This is a genomic window from Beutenbergia cavernae DSM 12333, from assembly GCF_000023105.1.
Classification (GTDB): domain Bacteria; phylum Actinomycetota; class Actinomycetes; order Actinomycetales; family Beutenbergiaceae; genus Beutenbergia; species Beutenbergia cavernae.
In genome coordinates this window covers 1688951-1708480 of the sequence record NC_012669.1, presented here as the reverse complement: position 1 = coordinate 1708480, position 19530 = coordinate 1688951, and the positions used below count along the sequence as shown (strand labels likewise).

The 19530-nt window shown below is 71.4% G+C and carries 15 protein-coding genes; 8 read left to right on the top strand and 7 right to left on the bottom strand.

The genetic code is table 11. The annotated features are described in order from the left end of the window. Window positions 1-114: 114 nt before the first annotated feature. Window positions 115-1209: an endonuclease NucS gene (locus BCAV_RS07520; protein ID WP_015881990.1), complete on the top strand. Its 1095-nt coding sequence runs from the start codon at window positions 115-117 to the stop codon at window positions 1207-1209. 130 nt (window positions 1210-1339) lie between these two features. On the opposite strand, the gene BCAV_RS07515 is transcribed toward BCAV_RS07520, so the two are convergent. The 4 genes from BCAV_RS07515 to ilvD form a co-directional block, all read right to left on the bottom strand. Then, window positions 1340-2068 carry a hypothetical protein gene (locus BCAV_RS07515; protein ID WP_015881989.1) on the bottom strand — a complete coding sequence of 243 codons (729 nt, stop codon included), beginning with the start codon at window positions 2066-2068 and terminating at the stop codon, window positions 1340-1342. 33 nt (window positions 2069-2101) lie between these two features. Further along, window positions 2102-2551: a glycoside hydrolase family 2 protein gene (locus tag BCAV_RS07510; protein ID WP_015881988.1), complete on the bottom strand. Its 450-nt coding sequence runs from the start codon at window positions 2549-2551 to the stop codon at window positions 2102-2104. 80 nt (window positions 2552-2631) lie between these two features. After that, a complete protein-coding gene (locus tag BCAV_RS07505) occupies window positions 2632-3864 on the bottom strand; it encodes an ROK family transcriptional regulator (RefSeq protein WP_015881987.1) in 1233 nt (410 codons plus the stop codon). 5 nt (window positions 3865-3869) lie between these two features. Further along, window positions 3870-5582: a dihydroxy-acid dehydratase gene (gene ilvD / locus BCAV_RS22090; RefSeq protein ID WP_015881986.1), complete on the bottom strand. Its 1713-nt coding sequence runs from the start codon at window positions 5580-5582 to the stop codon at window positions 3870-3872. A gap of 114 nt (window positions 5583-5696) precedes the next feature. On the opposite strand from ilvD, the gene BCAV_RS22720 reads away from it, so the two are divergent. The 7 genes from BCAV_RS22720 to BCAV_RS07465 are packed head-to-tail and all read left to right on the top strand — an operon-like array spanning window position 5697 to window position 13698. Then, entirely contained in the window at window positions 5697-6818 is a 1122-nt protein-coding gene (locus BCAV_RS22720) for a 2,3-butanediol dehydrogenase (protein ID WP_015881985.1), read from the top strand. After that, window positions 6815-7855: a phosphotransferase family protein gene (locus BCAV_RS07490; protein WP_015881984.1), complete on the top strand. Its 1041-nt coding sequence runs from the start codon at window positions 6815-6817 to the stop codon at window positions 7853-7855. The genes BCAV_RS22720 and BCAV_RS07490 overlap by 4 nt, the downstream gene beginning before the upstream one ends. Window positions 7856-7860: 5 nt before the next feature. Then, window positions 7861-9147 carry a phosphopyruvate hydratase gene (gene eno, locus BCAV_RS07485; RefSeq protein ID WP_043346785.1) on the top strand — a complete coding sequence of 429 codons (1287 nt, stop codon included), beginning with the start codon at window positions 7861-7863 and terminating at the stop codon, window positions 9145-9147. Beyond that, the gene (locus tag BCAV_RS07480; RefSeq protein WP_015881982.1) at window positions 9144-9869 is read left to right on the top strand and encodes an SDR family NAD(P)-dependent oxidoreductase; all 726 of its coding nucleotides are present in this window, start codon (window positions 9144-9146) and stop codon (window positions 9867-9869) included. The genes eno and BCAV_RS07480 overlap by 4 nt, the downstream gene beginning before the upstream one ends. A 47-nt stretch (window positions 9870-9916) precedes the next feature. Then, on the top strand, window positions 9917-11191 hold the full coding sequence (locus BCAV_RS07475; RefSeq protein WP_015881981.1) for a sugar ABC transporter substrate-binding protein: 1275 nt from the start codon (window positions 9917-9919) through the stop codon (window positions 11189-11191). Window positions 11192-11194: 3 nt separating this feature from the next. Next, window positions 11195-12820 carry an ABC transporter permease subunit gene (locus tag BCAV_RS07470; protein ID WP_015881980.1) on the top strand — a complete coding sequence of 542 codons (1626 nt, stop codon included), beginning with the start codon at window positions 11195-11197 and terminating at the stop codon, window positions 12818-12820. Further along, entirely contained in the window at window positions 12820-13698 is an 879-nt protein-coding gene (locus BCAV_RS07465) for a sugar ABC transporter permease (protein WP_015881979.1), read from the top strand. The genes BCAV_RS07470 and BCAV_RS07465 overlap by 1 nt, the downstream gene beginning before the upstream one ends. Here the strand turns inward: BCAV_RS07465 and BCAV_RS07460 are convergent. The 3 genes from BCAV_RS07460 to BCAV_RS07450 all read right to left on the bottom strand — a co-directional run bounded on the left by BCAV_RS07460 (window position 13688) and on the right by BCAV_RS07450 (window position 19518). Beyond that, window positions 13688-15325 (bottom strand): CocE/NonD family hydrolase, encoded by a 1638-nt coding sequence (locus tag BCAV_RS07460; RefSeq protein WP_187292860.1) that lies wholly within the window; start codon window positions 15323-15325, stop codon window positions 13688-13690. The two genes, BCAV_RS07465 and BCAV_RS07460, sit on opposite strands and share 11 nt — an antisense overlap. Then, window positions 15322-17493 (bottom strand): alpha-amylase family glycosyl hydrolase, encoded by a 2172-nt coding sequence (locus BCAV_RS07455; protein WP_015881977.1) that lies wholly within the window; start codon window positions 17491-17493, stop codon window positions 15322-15324. Before BCAV_RS07455 ends, BCAV_RS07460 begins: the two co-directional genes overlap by 4 nt. A 126-nt stretch (window positions 17494-17619) precedes the next feature. Continuing rightward, window positions 17620-19518 carry a beta-L-arabinofuranosidase domain-containing protein gene (locus tag BCAV_RS07450; protein WP_015881976.1) on the bottom strand — a complete coding sequence of 633 codons (1899 nt, stop codon included), beginning with the start codon at window positions 19516-19518 and terminating at the stop codon, window positions 17620-17622. Between the last annotated feature and the right edge of the window lie 12 nt (window positions 19519-19530).

The following is a 19530-nucleotide window of genomic DNA, read 5'->3' as shown; positions in this document are numbered from 1 at the left end:
GGCCGCTTTGCCCGGTCGCCAGGCCGTCCCGCAACGGCCTATCGCTCCCCGGCGCCGCGGTGATCTGCGATGCCTCCGCTGCGACATCCGACCGCATCAGGGAGGATGGCGTCCGTGCCGGTCGAGATGGGTCTGTGGCGGATCGATGGCGCACGGCCGCGTCGCCTCACGGCCGGTGTGCTGCCGACGGAACAGACGTTGGAGTCCTACCTGGCGACCGACCCGTCCCTGCTTGGCGAGCCGCTGTTGGTGATCGGTCGGCAGGTCCCGACGGCCTACGGCAAGTACATCGACTTGCTGGCCATAGACGGCGATGGCAACCTCCACGTCCTCGAACTCAAGCGCGATCGCACGCCGCGAGAGGTCGTGGCCCAAATCCTCGACTACGCGTCATGGGTGGCTGGGCTCGATCGAGACCAGGTCATCGACTTGGCCAACCGTCACCTGGATGAGCCGTTCGAGACGGCCTTCGACAGCCTCTTCGACAGCTCTCCACCTGACGAACTGAACGCCGAGCTGACACTGACGATCGTCGCCACGAACCTCGATCCCAGCTCCGAGCGCATCGTGACCTACCTCCGAGGCTTCGGTGTCCCGATCAACGCCGTCTTCTTCTCCTACCTGGAGGACGATGAGCGCCGCTACCTCGCCCGCAGCTGGCTGGTCGCGGGAGACGAGCCGACGTCGCGCCCGGCGGGAAAACGGTCCGGCAAGCGCGCGGACTGGAACGGGCGCGACTGGTTCGTATCGTTCGGGGACGGCCTCGGCCGGTCATGGGAGGACGGGGAACGGTACGGCTTCGTCTCGGCAGGCGGCGACGCGTGGTACTCGAGGACACTGCGTTCGCTTCCCGTGGGAGCGCGGGTGTTCGTCCACATTCCTAAGGCGGGCTACGTAGCCGTCGGCGAGACGCTGGCGACCGCAACGCGCTTCGACGAGGCCCAGGTCCGCCTTGACGATGGGTGGCAGCCGCTCGCTGCACTACCTCTCCACGCCACCTACCGCCACGCTGCCGAGGGCGCGCCGGTCACGGACGACAACTCGGAGTTCGTGGTTCCCGTGCACTGGCTGCGCAGCTCACCCCGTAGCGGGGCGTACTGGGAGAAGGGCATGTTCGCCAATCAGAACAGCGCGTGCAAGCTGCGCCAAGAGTTCACGCTGGAGCGGCTTGCACGCCATTTTGACCTTGACGACGCCGCGGCTGAGTGATCCGGACCTACTACGCCGGGAATCCTCATCCAGCCGTCTCTGAGGTAGAGCTTCCGACCTCCGTGCTCGTCTGGAGGCCGGGCGTACGAAGCGGAAGCCGAGGCCTGCGCGGTAGCTCGGCCAGCCGTGCCTACGGACCGCGTACCGCGCCCTCCTGATCGACCCACCACACCTCGATTTGCGCGGCAGCCAGGGATCCGGCCGTCTCCCCGTGCAGGTCGCGAAAGCGCGGGAAGTCGGGTAGGGCGATTGCGCTGCGCCATGACGGCTCCCTGCCGCGCCGCCGCATCGCTGCAAGCACTGCCTGGGAGTACCAGTGGCCGGCTTGGGTACTCGGGCTGGTGCGCTTCCGTTCCTCGGCGCGCGCCGGATCGGCGTAGTTGCGGCTCGGGAAACCCTTCACCTCGACGCCGACCGTCTGACCGTCTCGGGAGGCGATCACGTCGATGCCAGGCTCCTTGGTCGCGGTGTTGGCGACCGACAGGATCCGCCACCGCTTCGCCGCGAGCGCCGTTACAAGAGACGCCTGAACGTTCGCCTCGGTGTGCCCCTCAGATGCTGACACTCTCGGCGCCTCGAGGTCCCGCGAGCTGCGAGGCTCTGCGTTTCCAACGATCTCGAACCCTAGCGCGGCCAGGTGCCGACGAGCCGTGTTCGACCTGAAGGCAGATCGCGGGATACCAGTGGCGACCTGGAACGCCTGGACGACGGGGAACCAGACATCGTTCACTTTCACGGCGTGCTTGCGGATCACCTCAGGCGCGACGTCGACCAGCCGACTCTCCAAGTCCCTACTCGCCAGCTGGTAGTCGTGTCCGTTCAGCGAGAACTGGATGAACGACGGGCGCTGAGTCTCCATGGCGGGAACTTACGGCACCCAGTGCGTCAGCGGTCATGCAAGCTCGATATCGCGCCGGAGCGCCTCGTCGGAAGGCGCGGTGATGCCCGAACCCGGCCGGTAGCCCTGGTCCAGCACGCCGCGCACATAGATCCGCTCCCCGTTCAGCCGAAGCCCGTCAACACCGTGCTCGACCCGCCGCAGACCGACTGCCGACGTCACCCGATCGACGCCGTCCGCCGACCTTCGCTCGACCACGACGTCGTATAGGTGCGGGTCGTCGGGCGACCATAGCCCTGGAGAGGCGACCGGGATGACCGGGGAGGCGGCGCCGTCGTCGTCCGCCTGAGTCTCGATCCTCCTCCCGCCGCACTCAACACCACCACAGCACCGGCCCCGCGACGGGCCGACGACGGCGACGCTCGCCTCGCCCGAGGTGAGGGACTCCCCGCGGAGCCAGACGACGTCGGCGAAGGTGGCCGGCGCCAGCTCGAGCCACACCATCTGTCAGATGCCCGACGACGGCGTCAAGCAGACGCCGTCTTAATCGTCCACCTGACGGCGAAACCTCAGAAGCGACAAGATCAATCGCCCGCGGCGACGGCCGCCTCCCCCACGGGCAGCACCTGGCTCCGCCACGCCGACCCTGACAACCCCCGCACCGGCACCCCCAGCGCCTGCAGCGCCAGCGTGATGGCGCCCCGCAGCTTGCCCTGGTTGTCGAGCAGCGAGCGCCGCACGTCGAGACTCTCCCGCAGCTCGGGCTGCGTGCGACGGACCACCGTCTCGCGCAGCGGATCCAGCAGCATGTCGCCCATCGACGCGACCGAACCCGCCACGACCACCGTGTCAGGGTTCGTCAGCTGCACCAGCGCGGCCGCCGCCTCCCCCATCTCCACGGCGATGTCCTGGATCAGGGACCGGGCCGCCGCATCGCCGTCGGACGCGAGCTCGCCCACCAGCTCGGGCGTGAGCCGGCGGCCGGCCGCAGCGATCCCCCGTTGCGTCGCGCGGCGCACGATCGCGTCCGCCCCCACGAGCGACTCCAGGCACCCGACCCGGCCGCACGCGCACTTCACGGCCTCGGGGTCGCCCGGATCCCGTACCTGCAGGTGCCCGAGCTCGCCGGCGAGTCCGCGCGCGCCGCGCAGCAGGTTGCCGTCGGTGATGAGGGCTGTGCCGACCCCCGTACCGACGTACAGCATCGCCAGCGTCATCCGCTCGTCGGGCCGCAGCTGCGCCATCTCCGCCACCGCCATGGCCTGCACGGTGTTCAGCGCGATCGTCGGCGCCTGGACGGCCTCCCCGATCAGCGTGGCCACCGGCACGTCGCGCCAGCCCAAGTTCGGCGCCACCAGGCACAGCCCCGTGTCCCGGTCGATCAGGCCCGGCACAGCCACGCCGACGGCGGAGGGCGCCCCGTGCTCGGCGCTCAGCTCCCCGATCATCTCCGCCACGCGGGCGACGGATTCGTCCGGACGGCGGCGCACCGTGGGCCGGGACCGCGCGTCCAGCACCCGCCCGAACGTGTCGGTGATCGCCACGGACGTCCGGGTCCCGCCCAGGTGCACGCCGACCACCCGGACCGCGTCCGGGTTCGCCTGCAGCAGCGTCGCCCGCCTGCCACCCTGCGAGCCGCTCGTGCGCAGCCCGGTCTCGACGACCAGCCCGTCCCGCTGCAGATCCTCAGTCAGCTGGAACACCGTGGACTTCGTCAGCCCCGTCAGCGCGACCAGCTCGCTGCGCGACAACGGCCCGTGGTGCCAGATCTCCCCGAAAACCCGTGCCGCCGTCGTCCCCTGCTTCAGCTGCGCCATGGCCACTATCTTCCGCCAGCCGTCATGCGCGCGCCGGACATCGCCGAGCCCGCGAGCGACTGGAAGATCCCGAGATAGCCGCGCCCAGGTGGTGGCGCCGCGTACGGATGGGAGGCGGCACGCTCCGCGAGCGTCGACGCCCCGCCCGCGGCGTCCGGGTCGAGCAGGTTCAGCCGCCGCTCGTCGATGTCGACCTCGAGGACGTCGCCCTCCCGGATCTGCCCGATCGGCCCGCCCGCCGCGGCCTCCGGGGACACGTGCCCGATGCACGGCCCGAGGCTCGCACCCGAGAAGCGTCCGTCGGTGATGAGCGCCACCGACGTGACGAGCTCGGGGTCGCTCGCGATCGCCGACGTCAGGTAGTACTGCTCCGGCATCCCGCTCCCACGCGGGCCCTCGCCGCGGATCACGAGCACGTCGCCCGGCCGGATGCTGCGCGTCGAGACCGCCTCCAGCGCGGTCTCCTGATCCTCGAACACGCGCGCCGGCCCGACGACGCGCCGCGCGTCCGGGTGCACCGCCGTGCGCTTCACGACCGCGCCCTCCGGCGCCAGGTTGCCCCGCACCACGGCCAGCGCGCCACGCTCCGACAACGGGCTCGCCGTGGGCCGCAGGATGTCCGACGGCGTCAGACCCCGCCGGGCCAGCTCCGCATCCCCGGCCGTGAACGGCTCCGCGCTCTCGCGTTCGAGAAGGTCGCCCCACGGCACGTCCCACCCGCACGGTGCGTCGAGGTCGAGGTGCTCCCGCAGGAGCCGCATCAGCGTGGGAACCCCGCCGGCGTGCCAGAACAGGTTCGCCGGGAAGCGCCCCGCCGGCCGGATGTCCGCCACGTACGGCGTGGAGTCGTTGATGCGCTGCAGCTCTTCCAGATCGAGCGCCCCGCCCGCCTCGGCCACGATCGCCGCGAGGTGGATGACGAAGTTCGTCGATCCGCCGATCGCGGCGTGCACCACCATCGCGTTACGGATGGACGACGGCGTCAGGTAGCGGCGCGCAGTTCTTCCGGCGGCCAGTCGATCCAACAGCTGCCGGCCCGACGCCGCAGCGACGTCGAGCGAGAACGCCGAGCCGGCGGGCATCACGGCGGAGTGCGGCAGCGCGAAGCCGAGCACCTCGCTCAGCACCTGGGACGTCAGCGCCGTCCCCATGAACGCGCAGGACCCGCACGACGGCACCGCGTCGCGCACCCAGGTCCGGTACTCGGCCGGATCGAGCTCGCCACGCCGCAACCGAGCGGCGAGCTCACCGATGCCGTCGATCGTGACGTCGTCGTGCCCGGGGAGCATGACGCCGCCGGGCACGTGCACGGTGGGAAGATCGAGCCGTGCCGCCGCCATCAGGTGCGCCGGGACAGCCTTGTCGCATCCGGAGATCAGCGCGACGGCGTCGTAGTACGCGCTCTCCGCGTGCATCTCCACGGCCGCGGCGATGAGGTCGCGCGACGGCAGCGAGTAGTCCATGCCGTCGGTCCCCTGGGCGATCCCGTCGCACATGTCCGTGCACGTGTACTGGGCGGCGGCGCCGCCGGGGACGACGCCGTCCCGCACCGCCTCGCTGAGCTCGCGCAGGTGGTGCGAACCGGGATGGGAGTCACCCGCGACCGACTCCACGAGCACGTACGGCTTCGCGAGATCGTCCTCCTGCCAACCGATCCCCAGCCGGAGGGCGTCGGCCTCCGGCGCCGAGGCCCGGGCGAGCTGGCTGCGCAACGTCATGCGGGAGTTCCTCTTCGTCGTGATCCGCGGAGCCCCGGAGGGCGGGGCCAACCTACCTTGACAACAGTCGTCCCGACAGCCTAGTTTTTCCGGCGGCCGAACGTACGGAGGATCATGGGCGATCTCAGCACCGCGACAGCGACACGGACCGACACACCCCTGCCCGAGGTGATGACGGCCGTGCGCTGGTGGGCCCGCGGAGACGTCCGGGTGGACTCGGTCGCCGTGCCGGGAGACCTCGAGACCGGCTGGGTGCTCGTCGAGGTCGAGGCGTGCGGCATCTGCGGCACGGACCTGGAGGAGTACCTCCACGGCCCGATCGTCTCCCCCGTCGAACCACATCCGCTCACCGGTGCCCAGGTGCCCGTGACGCTGGGGCACGAGACCGTCGGCCGGATCGTGCGCAGCAACGACCCGGACGCGCCGCCGGTCGGCACGCTCGTCGCCGTCGAGGGCAACCGCTTCTGCGGCGAATGCTTCTGGTGCCTGCGCCGCGAGTTCCCGCTGTGCCGGATGCTCGGTTCCCTGGGGCAGATGGGCGACGGCGGTCTCGCCGACTACCTGGCGGCGCCGGGCTACATGTGCGTGCCGCTGCCGGCCGGTCTCCCGGCGGCCGAGGCCACCCTCGTCGAACCCCTCTCCGTGGTCGTGCGTGCCCTGCGGCGGCGCGCCCGCATCGCCGACGGCTCGATCGCCGTCGTCGGCGCCGGGACGCTCGGCCTCCTGGCGGTGCAGGCGGCCAAGGCCATGGGAGCGCGGGACGTCGTCGCCATCGACCCACAGCCCGGCCGCCGAGCGCTCGCCCTGACGCTCGGCGCGGACGCCGCGCTCGACGTCGACGAGGTGCACCTGCTCGCGGACCGGTATCCCGCGGGCGGACCCGACTGGGCGCTCGAGTGCGCCGGGTCCACCGCCGCCGCCGAGACAGCACTGGGCCTCGTGCGCCGCGGCGGGACAGCCGTGCTCGTCGGCGTCCACGACGCGCCGATCCCCGTGAACATGCTGCGACTCGTGCTCGACGAGCGCACGATCACGGCCAGCGTCTCGCACGTGTGGGACGAGGACTTCCCGGAGGCGATCCGCCTGCTCTCCAGCGGCGCCGTCACGGCCGCGCCGCTCGTCACGTCCGTCATCCCGCTCTCGCGCACCGTCGCCGACGGCATGGATGTGCTGGCGCGCGGCGGCAGCGATCAGATCAAGATCGTCGTGGTCCCGGACTCGAAGGTGCCGTCGTGACCCCGTCCACGCCTCTCGCCGAGTGGTCGTCCGAGGACCTGGCCCGCCACCTCGAGCGTCGCGGCATCGACCTGGGCTCACCCCTCGAGCGCACCGTCCTCGCCGGCGGCGTGTCCGGCACTGTCGTCCGCGTGGACGGTCCCGCGGGCAGCGCCGTCGTGAAGCAGGCGCTCGCACGCCTGGCCGTGCCGGCTCCGTGGGAGTCCGACCCGCGTCGCCTCCTCACCGAGGCGGCCGCGCTGACGACCCTGCACGCGCTGAACCCCGCACGCGTGCCCGAGGTGCTCGACTGCGACCCCGAGCAGCTCCTCCTCGTCATGGCCAGCGCGCCCGCCGACTGGCGGACGTGGAAGGAGCGGCTCCTCGCCGGGCAGGACCCGTCCGACGCCGACCTCCTCGCCGCCGAGCTGGGCGCCACGGTGCGCGGCTGGCACGACGCCACCCGCGCCGCCAGCTGGGCAGCGCCCGAGCTCGGGGCGAGGGAGCGGTTCGCCCCGAAGCAGGACTTCACCGACCTGCGCCTCGAGCCGTTCTACCACCGCGTCGCCGACGACGTCGGAGGCTCCGTGGCGGCCGGTCTGCGGGAGCTCGCCGCTCAGCTGGCGAGGAGCCAGGAGTGCCTCGTGCACGGCGACCTCTCACCGAAGAACGTGCTCGTGGGGCGGGCGCCGTCGGACGGCTGGTGGCTGGTCGACGCGGAGTGCGCGGTGCTGTCCGACCCCGTCTTCGACGTCGCGTTCGTGCTGGCGCACCTGACGCTCAAGAGCCTCGACCCGGACCGCTCGTTCCTGAGCAGCACGGTCGAGCGGCTGTGGAGCGCCTACGCCGGAACCCAGGCGCCGTTCCCTCAGCACCACCTGACGGCGCACGTCGCCGCGCTGATGCTCGCGCGCGTCGCCGGCGTCTCGCAGGTGGACTACCTGACCCGTGACCAACGCGACCTCGTCCGCGAGACCGCGAGCGACGCCGTCGTCCACCCGCCGGCCACTCTCGCCGAGCTCGTCCGCACGTTCCAGGAGAAGGCGGTGACGTCGTGACTGACATGAGCATCCGGACCGTGACGGCGTGGGAGGCGCTGGACTCGCGCGGCCGGCCCACCGTGGCGTGCCGCGTCGACCTGGCCGACGGCGCCCGTGCGGTCGCGCGGGTGCCCTCCGGTGCCTCCACCGGCAGCCACGAGGCGCCCGAGCTGCGCGACGGCGGGACGCGTTACGGCGGCTTCGGCGTCCGCACCGCCGTGGCGGGTCTGCGAGACCACCTGGCTCCCGCCGTCGTCGGCCTGCCGGCGGACGAGACAGCCGCCGTCGACCGGGCCCTCGCCGACGCCTACGCCCGCCACGGGCAGCAGGAGGTGGGCGCCAACGCCACGCTCGCCGTCTCCCTGGCCGCCCTGCTCGCCGCAGCGGCCTCCCGGGACGAGCCGCTCGCCCGGATGCTGCATCCCGAGGGCCCGCTGCCGCTGCCCATGCCGATGGTGAACATCGTGTCCGGGGGCGCGCATGCCGCCGGTGCCATCGACATCCAGGACGTCCTCGTGATCCCCGAAGGCGCCTCGACGTTCGCCGAGGCCGTCGAGTGGGCCGCGCGCGTGCGCGCCGCTGCCGCCGCCGTGGCGAGCGGCCGAGGGTTCGCGGAGGCGGCGCTCGTGGCCGACGAGGGCGGCCTCGGTCTGCGGCTCGGCACGAACGAGGCAGCGCTCCAGCTGGTCGCGGAGGCGGTCGACGCCGCCGGGCTCGGGCTCGGCACCGACGTGACGATCGCGATCGACGCCGCCGCCACCGAGTTCGCCAGCGACGGGCGCTACGCCCTGGCGGCGGAGGACCGCGCCCTCAGCGCCGAGGAGATGGTCGAGCTGTACGCCGAGTGGGTGGCCCGCTACCCCATCCGGTCGATCGAGGACCCGCTCGCCGAGGACGACTGGGACGGCTGGGCACTCGCCACCCGCGAGCTCGGCGGCCGGATCGACCTCGTGGGCGACGACCTGTTCGTCACCCAGTCCGACCGGCTGCAGCGCGGCATCGCCGAGGGCTGCGCCACGTCGATCCTCGTGAAGGTCAACCAGAACGGGCTCGTCAGCCGCGCCGGCGACGTGCTGCGCGCCGCCCGAGCCGCCGGCTATCGCACAGTCGTCTCCGCCCGCTCGGGCGAGACCGAGGACTCGTGGGTGGCCGACCTCGCCGTCGGCTGGTCCGCCGGCCAGCTCAAGGTCGGGTCCACGCAACGCTCCGAGCGCACCGCGAAGTGGAACAGGGTGCTCGAGCTGGAGGCCACCGAGTCCACTGAGCTGCAGCACCCCTGGCCATCGAGAACCGAGGAGACCGCATCGTGAGCCGCACCGTCATCGTCACCGGAGGCGCGTCCGGCATCGGGCTGGAGATGTGTCGCGCGTTCGCGGCCCTCGGCGACGACGTGCACCTGTGCGACGTGCACGAGCCGAACGAGGCGCTCGACGGCGTCACTCCCCACGTCCTCGACGTGCGCGACGAGAACAGGGTCGGCGCCCTGTTCGACGGGGTCGTCGCGGGGAGCGGGCGGCTCGACGTGGTCTGCAACAACGCCGGCATCGGGTCCACCACGTCGGTGCTGGACTGCACCGTCGAGGAGTGGGACGCCGTCATGGCCGTGAACGCCCGCGGCGTCTTCCTCGGCACGAAGCACGCCCTGCGCCACATGCTGCCCCGCAAGGACGGCGTCATCATCAACACCGCGTCGGCCGCCGCTCTCGTGGGCGTGACGGACCGGGCGTCGTACAGCGCCAGCAAGGGCGCGGTCATCGCGTTCAGCCGCCAGGTCGCCTCGCAGTACGCGGGCACCGGCGTGCGCTGCAACTGGCTCAACCCGGGCACCGTCGACTCGCCCTGGGTGGGCAGGCTGCTGGACGGGCATCCCGATCCGGAAGAGCTGCGCAGCCAGCTCGTCGCCCGGCAGCCGATGGGACGCCTCGGCGAGCCGGCGGAGATCGCAGCAGCCGCGGTCTACCTCGCGTCGGACGCCGCACGCTTCATCACCGGCACGGACATCGTGCTCGACGGGGGCCTGACCGCTCGATAGACCCCGCACGCCCGCGGGGCCTACCCGTTTCTCAAGGAGGAGACACCATGAAGCAACGTCTGACCCTCGCGACAGCCCTCGCGGCGTCCGCGGCGCTCGCTCTCACCGCCTGCTCGGGCGGGGCATCGGGGGCCGAGGACGACGAGAGCCCCACGCCGAGCGCCGAGGAGTCGGAGGCGCCGAGCGACCTGACCGGCTCGCTCGAGATCTGGACCGACGGGACGAAGTTCCCCGCCGTCGAGGCGATCATCGCCACGTTCGAGGCCGACTACCCCGGCGTCGACGTCGAGCTCGTCCAGAAGAACTTCTCGGACATCGGCAACGACTTCACCACCCAGGTGCCCACGGGCGAGGGCCCGGACATCATCGTCACGCCGCACGACGCGATCGGGAACTTCGTCAAGGCCGGCCTCATCGCGCCGGTCGAACTCGGTGCGCTCGCCGACGCGCTCAACCCCGTCGCCGTGGAGGCCTTCTCCGTGGACGGCCAGGCGTACGGAGTCCCGTACGCGCTCGAGAACATCGGCCTCATCCGGAACAACGCGCTCACGACCGACGCCCCGGAGACGTGGGACGAGATGCTCGCCTCGACGGACGCCGTCGGCGCCGAGTTCGGCATGGTCACAGCCGTCACCGAGGCCGGCAACCCCTACAACATGTACCCCGTCGAGACGTCGTTCGGGTCGGAGATCTTCGCGCGCGACGACCAGGGCAACTACCTGCCCGAGCTCACGCTCGGGAACGAGGAGGGCTTCGCGTTCGCGGAGTGGCTCGGCACGCAGGGCCCCGGCGGAACCGGCGCCTTCGACCCGGCGATGACCGACGACATCGCCAAGCAGGCCTTCCTCGACGGCCGCGCGCCGTACTTCCTCAGCGGGCCGTGGCAGGGTGCCGACATCCGGGAGGCGGGGCTCGACGTCGACGTCCTCCCCGTGCCGTCGGCCGGCGGTGAGCCGTCGCGACCGTTCGTGGGCGTGCAGGGCTTCGTCGTCTCCGCCGAGAGCGAGAACCAGCTCCTCGCGAACGAGTTCCTCACCAGCTACGTCGGCTCGGTCGAGGGTCAGCTCGAGCTCTTCCGCTACGGCCCCGGGACGCCGGCGCTCACCGAGGCGGCGGAGTCGCCCGAGGTGACCGACGACCCGCTCAACGCCGGGTTCGCCGCCGCTGGCGCGGACGGCGTGCCGATGCCCTCGATCCCCGAGATGGGCCTGGTCTGGGTCCCCTGGGGTCGGGCGCAGGTCGACATCATGAACGGGGCAGACCCGCGCGCGACGTGGCAGACGATGGCGGACAACATCCAACAGGCGATCGACGAGAGCTGAGTCGTGGTCAACGTCCTCGACTCCAAGGACGCCAGCGGCTCGCTGCCGCCGGACGGGGGCCTCTCCCCCGCCCGGCGCCGCGGGCGCTCCGCCGGTGACGTCCTGCGGCCCGGGTGGTTCGTCAAGATCGCCCTGATGGCGCTCCTGGACGCGGCGCTCCTGTTCTGCCTCGTCTCCGCGGTGATGCAGGAGAGCTGGATCATCGCGGGAGCGCTCACGGCGGCGCTCGCCGCCCTCAACTACGCGTACTTCACGAATCGTTCCCGCGCGCTCAAGTACCTCCTGCCCGGGATCCTGCTCCTCCTGGCCTACAACGTCTTCGGGATCGCCTACAACGGGTACATCGCGTTCACGAACTACGGCGACGGGCACTACACCGACAAGCAGGGCGCCATCGACGCCGCGCTCGCCCAGCACGAGCGCCGGGTCGAGGGGTCCGAGGCGTTGCCGACCGTCGTCGTCCTCGACGACGACGAGCTCGGCCTGGCCGTCGTCGTCGACGACGAGGTCCAGGTCGGCACCGCCACCGAGCCTCTCGAAGAGGTTCCCGAGGCGAGTGTCGACGGCACGACGATCACCGCCGTCCCCGGATGGCAGGTACTCGGCTTCGCCGACCTGCTGGAGCGTCAGACCGAGGTCACCGAGCTTCGCGTGCCGGTGAGCGACGACGTCGAGGACGGGTCGTTGCGCACCCCTGACGGCCGGACGGCGTACCTGTACCAGTCGACGATGGTCTACGACGCGGCCACCGACACGCTCACGGACACGACCACCGGCGTCGTCTACCACGACAACGGGCGGGGCAACTTCGCCGACGACGACGGCGAGACGCTCCAGACCGGCTGGGTCACCGTGATCGGGTGGGACAACTTCGCGAAGCCGTTCACCGACGCGCGGCTCGCTCCGGTGGTCCTTCAGGTCTTCGTGTGGTCGGTCGTCTTCGCGCTGAGCTCGGTCGTGCTCTCGTTCCTGTTCGGGCTCGTCGTGGCCGTGGTGATGAACAGCCCCCGGTTGCGCGGGCAGCGCTACTACCGCTCCGTGATGATCCTTCCGTATGCGTTCCCGGGTTTCATGTCGGCGCTGCTCTGGGCCGGGATGCTCAACACGAAGTACGGATTCATCAACCAGGTGTTCCTCGGCGGGGCGGAGATCCCGTGGCTCACCGATCCCCTGCTCGCCAAGGTCGCGCTCATCGGCGTCAACCTCTGGCTCGGCTTCCCGTACATGTTCCTGATCTGCACCGGCGCGCTCCAGGCGATCCCGGACGAGCTCACGGAGGCCGCCAGGATCGACGGCGCCTCGGGAACCCAGGTCTGGTATCGCATCACGCTGCCGCTCCTGCTCGTGGCAGTGGCGCCGCTGCTGATCGCCGGGTTCGCCTTCAACTTCAACAACTTCTCGCTGATCTACATGCTGACGCGGGGAGGTCCGCCCTTCCCGGGGTCCGGCCTGCCCATCGGCCAGACGGACATCCTCATCTCGATGGTGTATCAGATCTCGGGACTGTCTGGCACCGGCGCCCGTGAGTACGCCCTGGCCAGCGCCATGTCGATCCTCATCTTCATCTTCGTCGGAGTGATCTCGCTACTCACCTTCCGCCGGACTCGCCAGCTCGAGGAGATCGCCTGATGACTGCGCTGTCCCGCCCCGCCGCGACGCCGTCGCCGATGCACCGGTTCCGTGACGTGGGCTGGCGCCACGTGTTCGCCGTGCTCGTGTGTCTGTACGCGATCTTCCCGATCGTCGTCATCGTCTCCGCGGCGTTCCGCGACTCCGGCACGCTTGTCGGGAGCAACCGCCTCTTCGAGAGCGTGTCGCTGAACAATCTCGCGGACCTCAACTCCACGATGTTCTGGACCTGGGTCCGGAACACCATCGGAATCGCCGTCGTGACGGCCATCGGCACGGTTCTCCTCGGCGCCGCGGCGGCCTACGCGTTCTCCCGGTTCCGGTTCCGGGGCCGCCGAGGAACGCTCATCTCGCTGCTCATCATCCAGATGTTTCCCCAGATCCTCGCGTTCGTGGCCCTGTTCCTGCTGCTCACGGCGCTCGGCAAGGTGGTGCCGATCCTGGGGCTGAACAGCCACCTGGGCCTCGTCATGGTCTACCTGGGCGGTGCGCTCGGCGTGAACACGTTCCTCATGTACGGGTTCTTCAACACCGTGCCCCGCGAGATCGACGAGGCGGCGAAGATCGACGGCGCGACGCACGCCCAGATCTTCTGGGCGCTGATCCTCCGGTTGACGGCGCCGATCCTCGTCGTCGTCGGCCTGCTGTCGATCATCGGGACCGTCTCGGACTTCGTGCTGCCGAAGGTGATCCTCCAGTCGCAGGAGAAGTGGACGATCGCCGTCGGGCTGTTCCAGTTCGTGTCGGAGACGAACAACTCGAACTGGGGGGTCTTCGCGATCGGCTCGGTCATCGCCGCCACGCCGATCGTGATCCTGTTCCTGTTCCTGCAGCGCTACATCGTCTCCGGCCTGACCGCCGGAGCCGTCAAGGGGTAGCCGGCGCGGCGCGGCCTGCCCTGCCGTCCCACAGCGGCAGGGTCAGGCGCAGCTGTCGCCCGGCGGCGACGTCCACCCGCCTGGAGCCCGCTTCCGGCAAGACGTCGTGCGCGGGGAAGTTGCTGGACGCGAGCTCGACGGCGATCTCGTGACCGGCGGGGATCAGGGCGGCGATGGTGCCGAGGCCGACCCGGACGCGCGTCGGTTCGTGCGGTGTCAGCGCGAGCCGGTGCGCGCGTCCGACGAGCCCGACGGCCCGGCCGTCCGGGGTGCGCTGCACGAGCTGGACGTGGAGGTCCGTGAGCGCCGTCGAGCTCGTGAGCGTCAGGTCGAGCTCCGGTTCGCCCATGATGAGCAGATCGGCGTCGAGGGCCGGCGAGGTGACGACGGCGACGTCGTCCCGCGCGTGGAGCGTGCCCCTGTCGCGGGGCCCGGGGCCGTGTGGCGGATCGGGATGCAGGATCCGCCCGCCGGTCGTGGGGACGGGACGCGCCGGGTCGTGCTCCCACTCCAGCCGCCCGGCGCTGTCGACGGGCTCGCGGCGCCACTGGGCGGTGCGCCGGCCGGCGAGGTCGGCGTACAGGGACGTGGCGCTCGTGGGCGGGGGCCAGTGGTCGAGCTCCGCCCAGTCCTGTGCACCGATGACCCAGATCGTGGCGCCGCCGCCGGTGTCCTGCCCGGCGGCCGCCCGTCGCAGGAATTCCTGCTGTTCGCCCGGGAATCGGTCCCATCCGCTGGCTCGCGGTCCGAACTCGAGGTCACCGCACGAGGTGGCGAAGACGGAGGCGTGCGCCCAGGGCCCGACGACGAGGCGCTGGGCGCCGCCCGCCGGGGTCGCGCGCAGCACGGAGTAGGCGCGGAGGGCGCCTTCGACGAACGTGTCGAACCAGCCGGTCAGGTGGAACGCGGGCAGCCCGTCGCGCTGCAGCGGCGTGCCCTCCAGCGGCTCGACCCAGGTGCGTCGTTCGTCTCCACGCCAGATCCCGAACCACTCCTGGGCCGGCGGAAAGCACGCCGCGATCTGCTCGACGACGTCGGCGCGCTCGACGGTTCGCTCCCAGCTCGCCAGCAGGTCGGCCGCGCGGCCGGCCACCTCCGCGCTCGTGCCCGGGTCCCCGACCGTCACGTGGCCCAGACCCCAGTTCGCGAGGAAGCCCAGGTTGAGCGTGCCGCCCGACGTGATCATCGGGTCGTAGACGTCGGCGGAGGACACGACCGGCGAGATCGCGGCCAGCCCGGGCGGCAGCGTGCTCGCCGCGAGCCATGCCGTGATGCCGTCGTAGGAGGCTCCCTGCATGACCACCGACCCGTCGGACCAGGGCTGGTCGCGGCACCACGCGATCACGTCGGCGCCGTCGGCGGCGTCGTGATGCCACGGCCGGTAGCTGCCGCCCGAGTCCCACCGACCCCGGATGTCCTGCAGGACGACCGCCCACCCGCTGCGCACGAGCGACACCGGATCCAGCCCTTGGCGGAGGCCTGCGCGCCCGTACGGCGTCTGCACGAGCAGCACCGGCCGCGGGCGCTCGTCCGCGGCCCGGAACACGTCCGTCGCGAGCAGCGTGCCGTCGGAGATTCGGACGAGCTGCTCCTGGACGAGCACCCCGGGTGCCCTCGCGGGCGTCACCGACAGGAGCCGGTGGCCGAGGCGTCCCCTCCCGGGATCACGAGCTCGGTCCGCGCCTCCGAGTGGCGGCCTCGCACGTCGGTCGTGACCGCCGCGTACTCCACCGTGGTGCCCGCGGCCAGGGCCCGGACGTCGTGGAACACGCGAGGGTGGTTGCGGTCGTGAGTACCGAGCGGCTGCCACTCGCCCGTGCACCCCTCCCGCCACGAGAACGACGTCTCGTACCAGTGGTCCTGGTCGACCTGCGCGCTCACCTGCACGTACTGCTCGTCCGCGGCGACGGCGTCCAGCGTCACGGCCTCAGGCCGTGCCGGTGCTCGCAGGGGCCGGTCCGCGCGAAGCACGACGGTGCCCAGCGCCGGGACGCTCACCTGCAGCACGCCGTCGGCGTCGGAACGCGGCGCGCGCCCGTCCCCGAGCAGATACCGGAACCGGCTCCGCTGGGTGAAGGCATCCACCTCGAGCGTCTGACTCGTCGTGCTGTTGTTGAACAGCACCACGTACTCGCGTTCTTCGTCGCGATCGATCCGGGCGAACGCGATCCCGCTCTCGTCCTGCGTGACGGGAAGCTCGACCTGCGCCCCTGTGGCGAGCGCCGGGTACTCGGAGCGCAGGTCCGCAAGCTCGCTGATGCGCTCGTACAGCGGGACGTCGGTGTCGACGTGCGCGCCGTCACCCATCAGCGTCCCGTCGACGAGCAGCTGGCTGCGATACCCGGAGACCTGGGTGCCGAACATGTCCTGCCGCCCGGCGACGTCGGCGGCCAACGGGTTTCCGGCGTCGTCGGTCCCGCCACCCGTGAAGCCCTGCTCGTCGCCGTAGTACACGATCGGGTTGCCGCGGCTGAGCATGAGGATGTCCTGCGCGAGCCGGGTGCGGTCGGCGGCGTGGTCAGTCCCCGCGAGCTGCTGCCCGATACGTCCGATGTCGTGGTTGGAGACGAAGGTCTGCAGACCGGCCGCAGAGGATGCCGGCGTGAGATAGCGGTCGTCCTCGCCGAAGAACTCGCCGAGCTCGGACGGCGCACCGCCGCGCGTGAAGTCGATGACGCTGCCGGCGAACGGGAAGTCCAGGATCCCGCCGATGTCGGTGTCGCGGACGTACGGGGCGAGCACCTGCTGCTCGAACTCCAGCACCTCACCGAACATGTAGAAGTCCTCGCGCCCCACGCTGTGGCCGTGATCCATGATCGCCGCTGACCATTCCTGCCAGAACTCGAAGTTCACGTGCTTGGCCGTGTCGATGCGGAAGCCGTCGGCGCCGAAGTCGATCCAGTCCGTGTAGACGTCGATCATTCCCTCGACGACGCGCGGGTGCTCGGTCATCAGGTCGTCGAGGCCGAGGAAGTCGCCGTACGTCACGGACTCGCCGGTAAAGGTCGAGTCACCGCGGTTGTGGTAGAGCGTGGGGTCGTTGAGCCACGCTGGCGTCTTCGCGTCCTCCTGGCCCGCCGGGATCACCGGTTCGTGGGGGAAGGAGACGGCCGGATCCAGCTCCGGGAACTCCTCCCCTGCCAGCTCGGCGATGTCGATCGGGTTTCCGTCGGCGTCCCGCCACGGCCGCTCGGCGATCGGCACATAGGTCGCGTCACCGTCGGCGTACTGAATGATGTCGGCGGTCGTGTTGATCTCGATGTCGAAGTACACCTTGATACCGCGGTCGTGCGCTGCGGCGATGAACGACCGCATGGCCTCGTCCCCGCCGAGGTGCGGGTCGATGGTCGTGAGGTCGAGCGTCCAGTAGCCGTGATAGGCCGCGAGCTCATAGAAGCCCCAGAACACCATCATCGGCTTGTTCGTCATCGGCGGCGTCACCCAGATCGCATCCGTGCCGAGCCCGGCGATGTAGTCGAGTCCCGCCTCGAGGCCCGCCAGGTCACCACCGTGGTAGAAGTTCGGGTTCGTCGGGTCGTACCCGGACTCCTCCGGCGCGTAGCCGCCGAGGTTGTTGCTGGGGTCGCCGTCGGCGAACCGGTCGGTCATGGCGAAGTAGAACTGCTCGCCGTCGATCGGCGAGCGCCACGGTTCGGTCACGGGCGGGCGAGCGTGGCCGTGGCCCGAGGCGGCCGGGGCGGACTCGGCAGGCGCCGCGACGGCGGTCGGCACGAGCAGCGCGAGCCCCGCCGCGCTGACGAGGACAGGGGTCACCTTGCGGAACGCGTGCCTCAACGAGAGTCTCCTTCGACGTCGGTTGATCCAGTTCGTTCGCTTCCCGGTAAAACCGTAGCGGGTCGCCTCAGCGATCCGCAACGACAGGCTGCGCGCGCTGTCCGCAGACCCGAACCGCAGCCCCCGCTAGCGCGGCAGGCTCGGCAGGCACGTGTGGCGGAGAGTGGTCGACCCGATGGGGACGAGATCGATCGTTCGCCGGCCGCTGCCGCCGAGCGACTCCGCGCGCGGGTTCGGATCCACGGCGACGGTCTGGAGCCGCACGGGTGGTTCGGCCCAGGGGTCGGCGGTGACCTCGAGCACCGACACCTGCGTGCTCGCGACGGAGTCCGGCAGCAGATACGGAGCGAGGACGCGGGCGGGATCCCGGGGGACGACGTCGCGATCCGCCAGGTCGGATCCCGGGTACTGCCGGGTGGACCGGACGTCCGCGGGGACGTCGACGGCGAACACCAGCGGCCCTCGAGCGAGCGCCGTCCGTCCGTCGACCGATCGCTCGGCGCGCACCGGGGCGGCGAGGTCGAGCGTCAGCTCGGCGTTCTCGGGCCACCGGCCGGCGACGGTGACGCCGTCGTCGTCGACCGTGACCGTCGCGCCGGCGAACGCCTCCATGGGCAGCTCCGGCAGCCACGAGGGTCGCCGCAGACGCAGCGCGAATCCCTCGGGCGCTCCGGTGACCTGCACTCGGACCTGGTCCTCGAACGGGTACGCCGTCTCCTGCCGGATGCGGATCTCCACGCCGCGCCACGGCACCCGAGCTTCGACCGGACCGTACAACCAGACCTGCGCACCGGCGTCGTCGGCCACCACGCTCGCATCCACGACGATCGGCAGGATCCGCCCCGCGTTCGGAACGCAGCAGACAGCGGCGTCGTCGTGGGTGGGCGAGAGGTCCCACCGCGGGCCCATGGACGCCGTCGCCGCGACCTGGTTCTCCGCGGTGAAGTACGCCGCCCCGCCCGCATCCTTCGCCCGGCCGGCCTGCGCGGCGTTCAGCCACAGGCGCTCCACGAGGTCGAGTGCGCCCTCCGCGTCCGCGATCCGAGCGAAGTGCAGCGCCGTCAGCGCCAGCTCGGTGATCGCGCAGTACTCCTGCCCTGCCTCCGGCACCGGACGCGCCGGCTCGTGCGGGACGCCGACCGCCTCGTCGCTCCGGATCGCTCCCGTGACGCCGAGCGCGCGGCCGAGCTTCGCCCAACCCGCTGCTGCGGCCGCCCGGAGGTCGGCGGCCCGCTCCGGATCCGTCTCCCCCACGAGCTCGGCCACCCGGAGCGGGATCCGGAGATTCTCGACGACGTGCGGCCCGTGGCCGCGGAAGTCCGGCTCCTCGCGGAGCTGGTCCAGCTGGGCGTCGTCCTCGATCCAACTCAGCTCGGCGTCGTCGAAGTGGCGGTAGACGGCGTCCGCGAGGCGGGCCAGCCTCTCGTCACCACGCCGCGCGGCCGCCGCGAGGACGTCCACGATCTGGAGGTCGTGGCCGCGCACGAGGGACTCCGCCACCGGCTCGCCGAAGACGCCGCCCAGCTGGTCCGGGAGCCGGTCCGCCAGCTCCGTCACGGCGCGCTGCCAGGCGTCCTGCAGCCCGGCGTCACCGGTGGCCGCCGCCCAGTCAGCGAGGGCTCCGAGGACGCGGCTCTGGGTCCAGCAGTCGCCGGGGATGGCGCCGGTCTCGCGCAGCTCGGAATCGAACATCCCGAGGTAGCCGTCGTCGGCACCGGCGCTGACGACGTCCCGCATCCGGCGGTCGGCCTCGGCGCGTTCGGCGTCCGTCCCCACCAGGCGGACGTGAGCACTCCACCCCCAGAGCCAGTTCCCCTCGCTCTCCCCGTTCCACCACGGCACGGCCGCGACGTTCTCGGCTGCGCTCCCCCGCCCCAGCCGGCCGTGAGAGAAGACCTCGGACCCGACCTCGACGCAGATCCCCGGCATCGCGCCGAGGAAGCCGTCGAGGTTCTGTCGTGCCTGGGCTGCGATCCAGCCGTGCGGCGTGATGGATCCGGCGGGGAGGAAGGAGGGCGAAGCCATGTGCGGGGACTC

What these genes read in the sequence shown, in the direction of transcription:
- BCAV_RS07515 (WP_015881989.1), bottom strand. Translation starts at nt 2,068, where the DNA reads ATGGAGACTCAGCGCCCGTCGTTCATCCAGTTCTCGCTGAACGGACAC.
- BCAV_RS07510 (WP_015881988.1), bottom strand. Translation starts at nt 2,551, where the DNA reads ATGGTGTGGCTCGAGCTGGCGCCGGCCACCTTCGCCGACGTCGTCTGG.
- BCAV_RS07505 (WP_015881987.1), bottom strand. Translation starts at nt 3,864, where the DNA reads ATGGCGCAGCTGAAGCAGGGGACGACGGCGGCACGGGTTTTCGGGGAG.
- ilvD (WP_015881986.1), bottom strand. Translation starts at nt 5,582, where the DNA reads ATGACGTTGCGCAGCCAGCTCGCCCGGGCCTCGGCGCCGGAGGCCGAC.
- BCAV_RS22720 (WP_015881985.1), top strand. Translation starts at nt 5,697, where the DNA reads ATGGGCGATCTCAGCACCGCGACAGCGACACGGACCGACACACCCCTG.
- eno (WP_043346785.1), top strand. Translation starts at nt 7,861, where the DNA reads ATGAGCATCCGGACCGTGACGGCGTGGGAGGCGCTGGACTCGCGCGGC.
- BCAV_RS07475 (WP_015881981.1), top strand. Translation starts at nt 9,917, where the DNA reads ATGAAGCAACGTCTGACCCTCGCGACAGCCCTCGCGGCGTCCGCGGCG.
- BCAV_RS07465 (WP_015881979.1), top strand. Translation starts at nt 12,820, where the DNA reads ATGACTGCGCTGTCCCGCCCCGCCGCGACGCCGTCGCCGATGCACCGG.
- BCAV_RS07450 (WP_015881976.1), bottom strand. Translation starts at nt 19,518, where the DNA reads ATGGCTTCGCCCTCCTTCCTCCCCGCCGGATCCATCACGCCGCACGGC.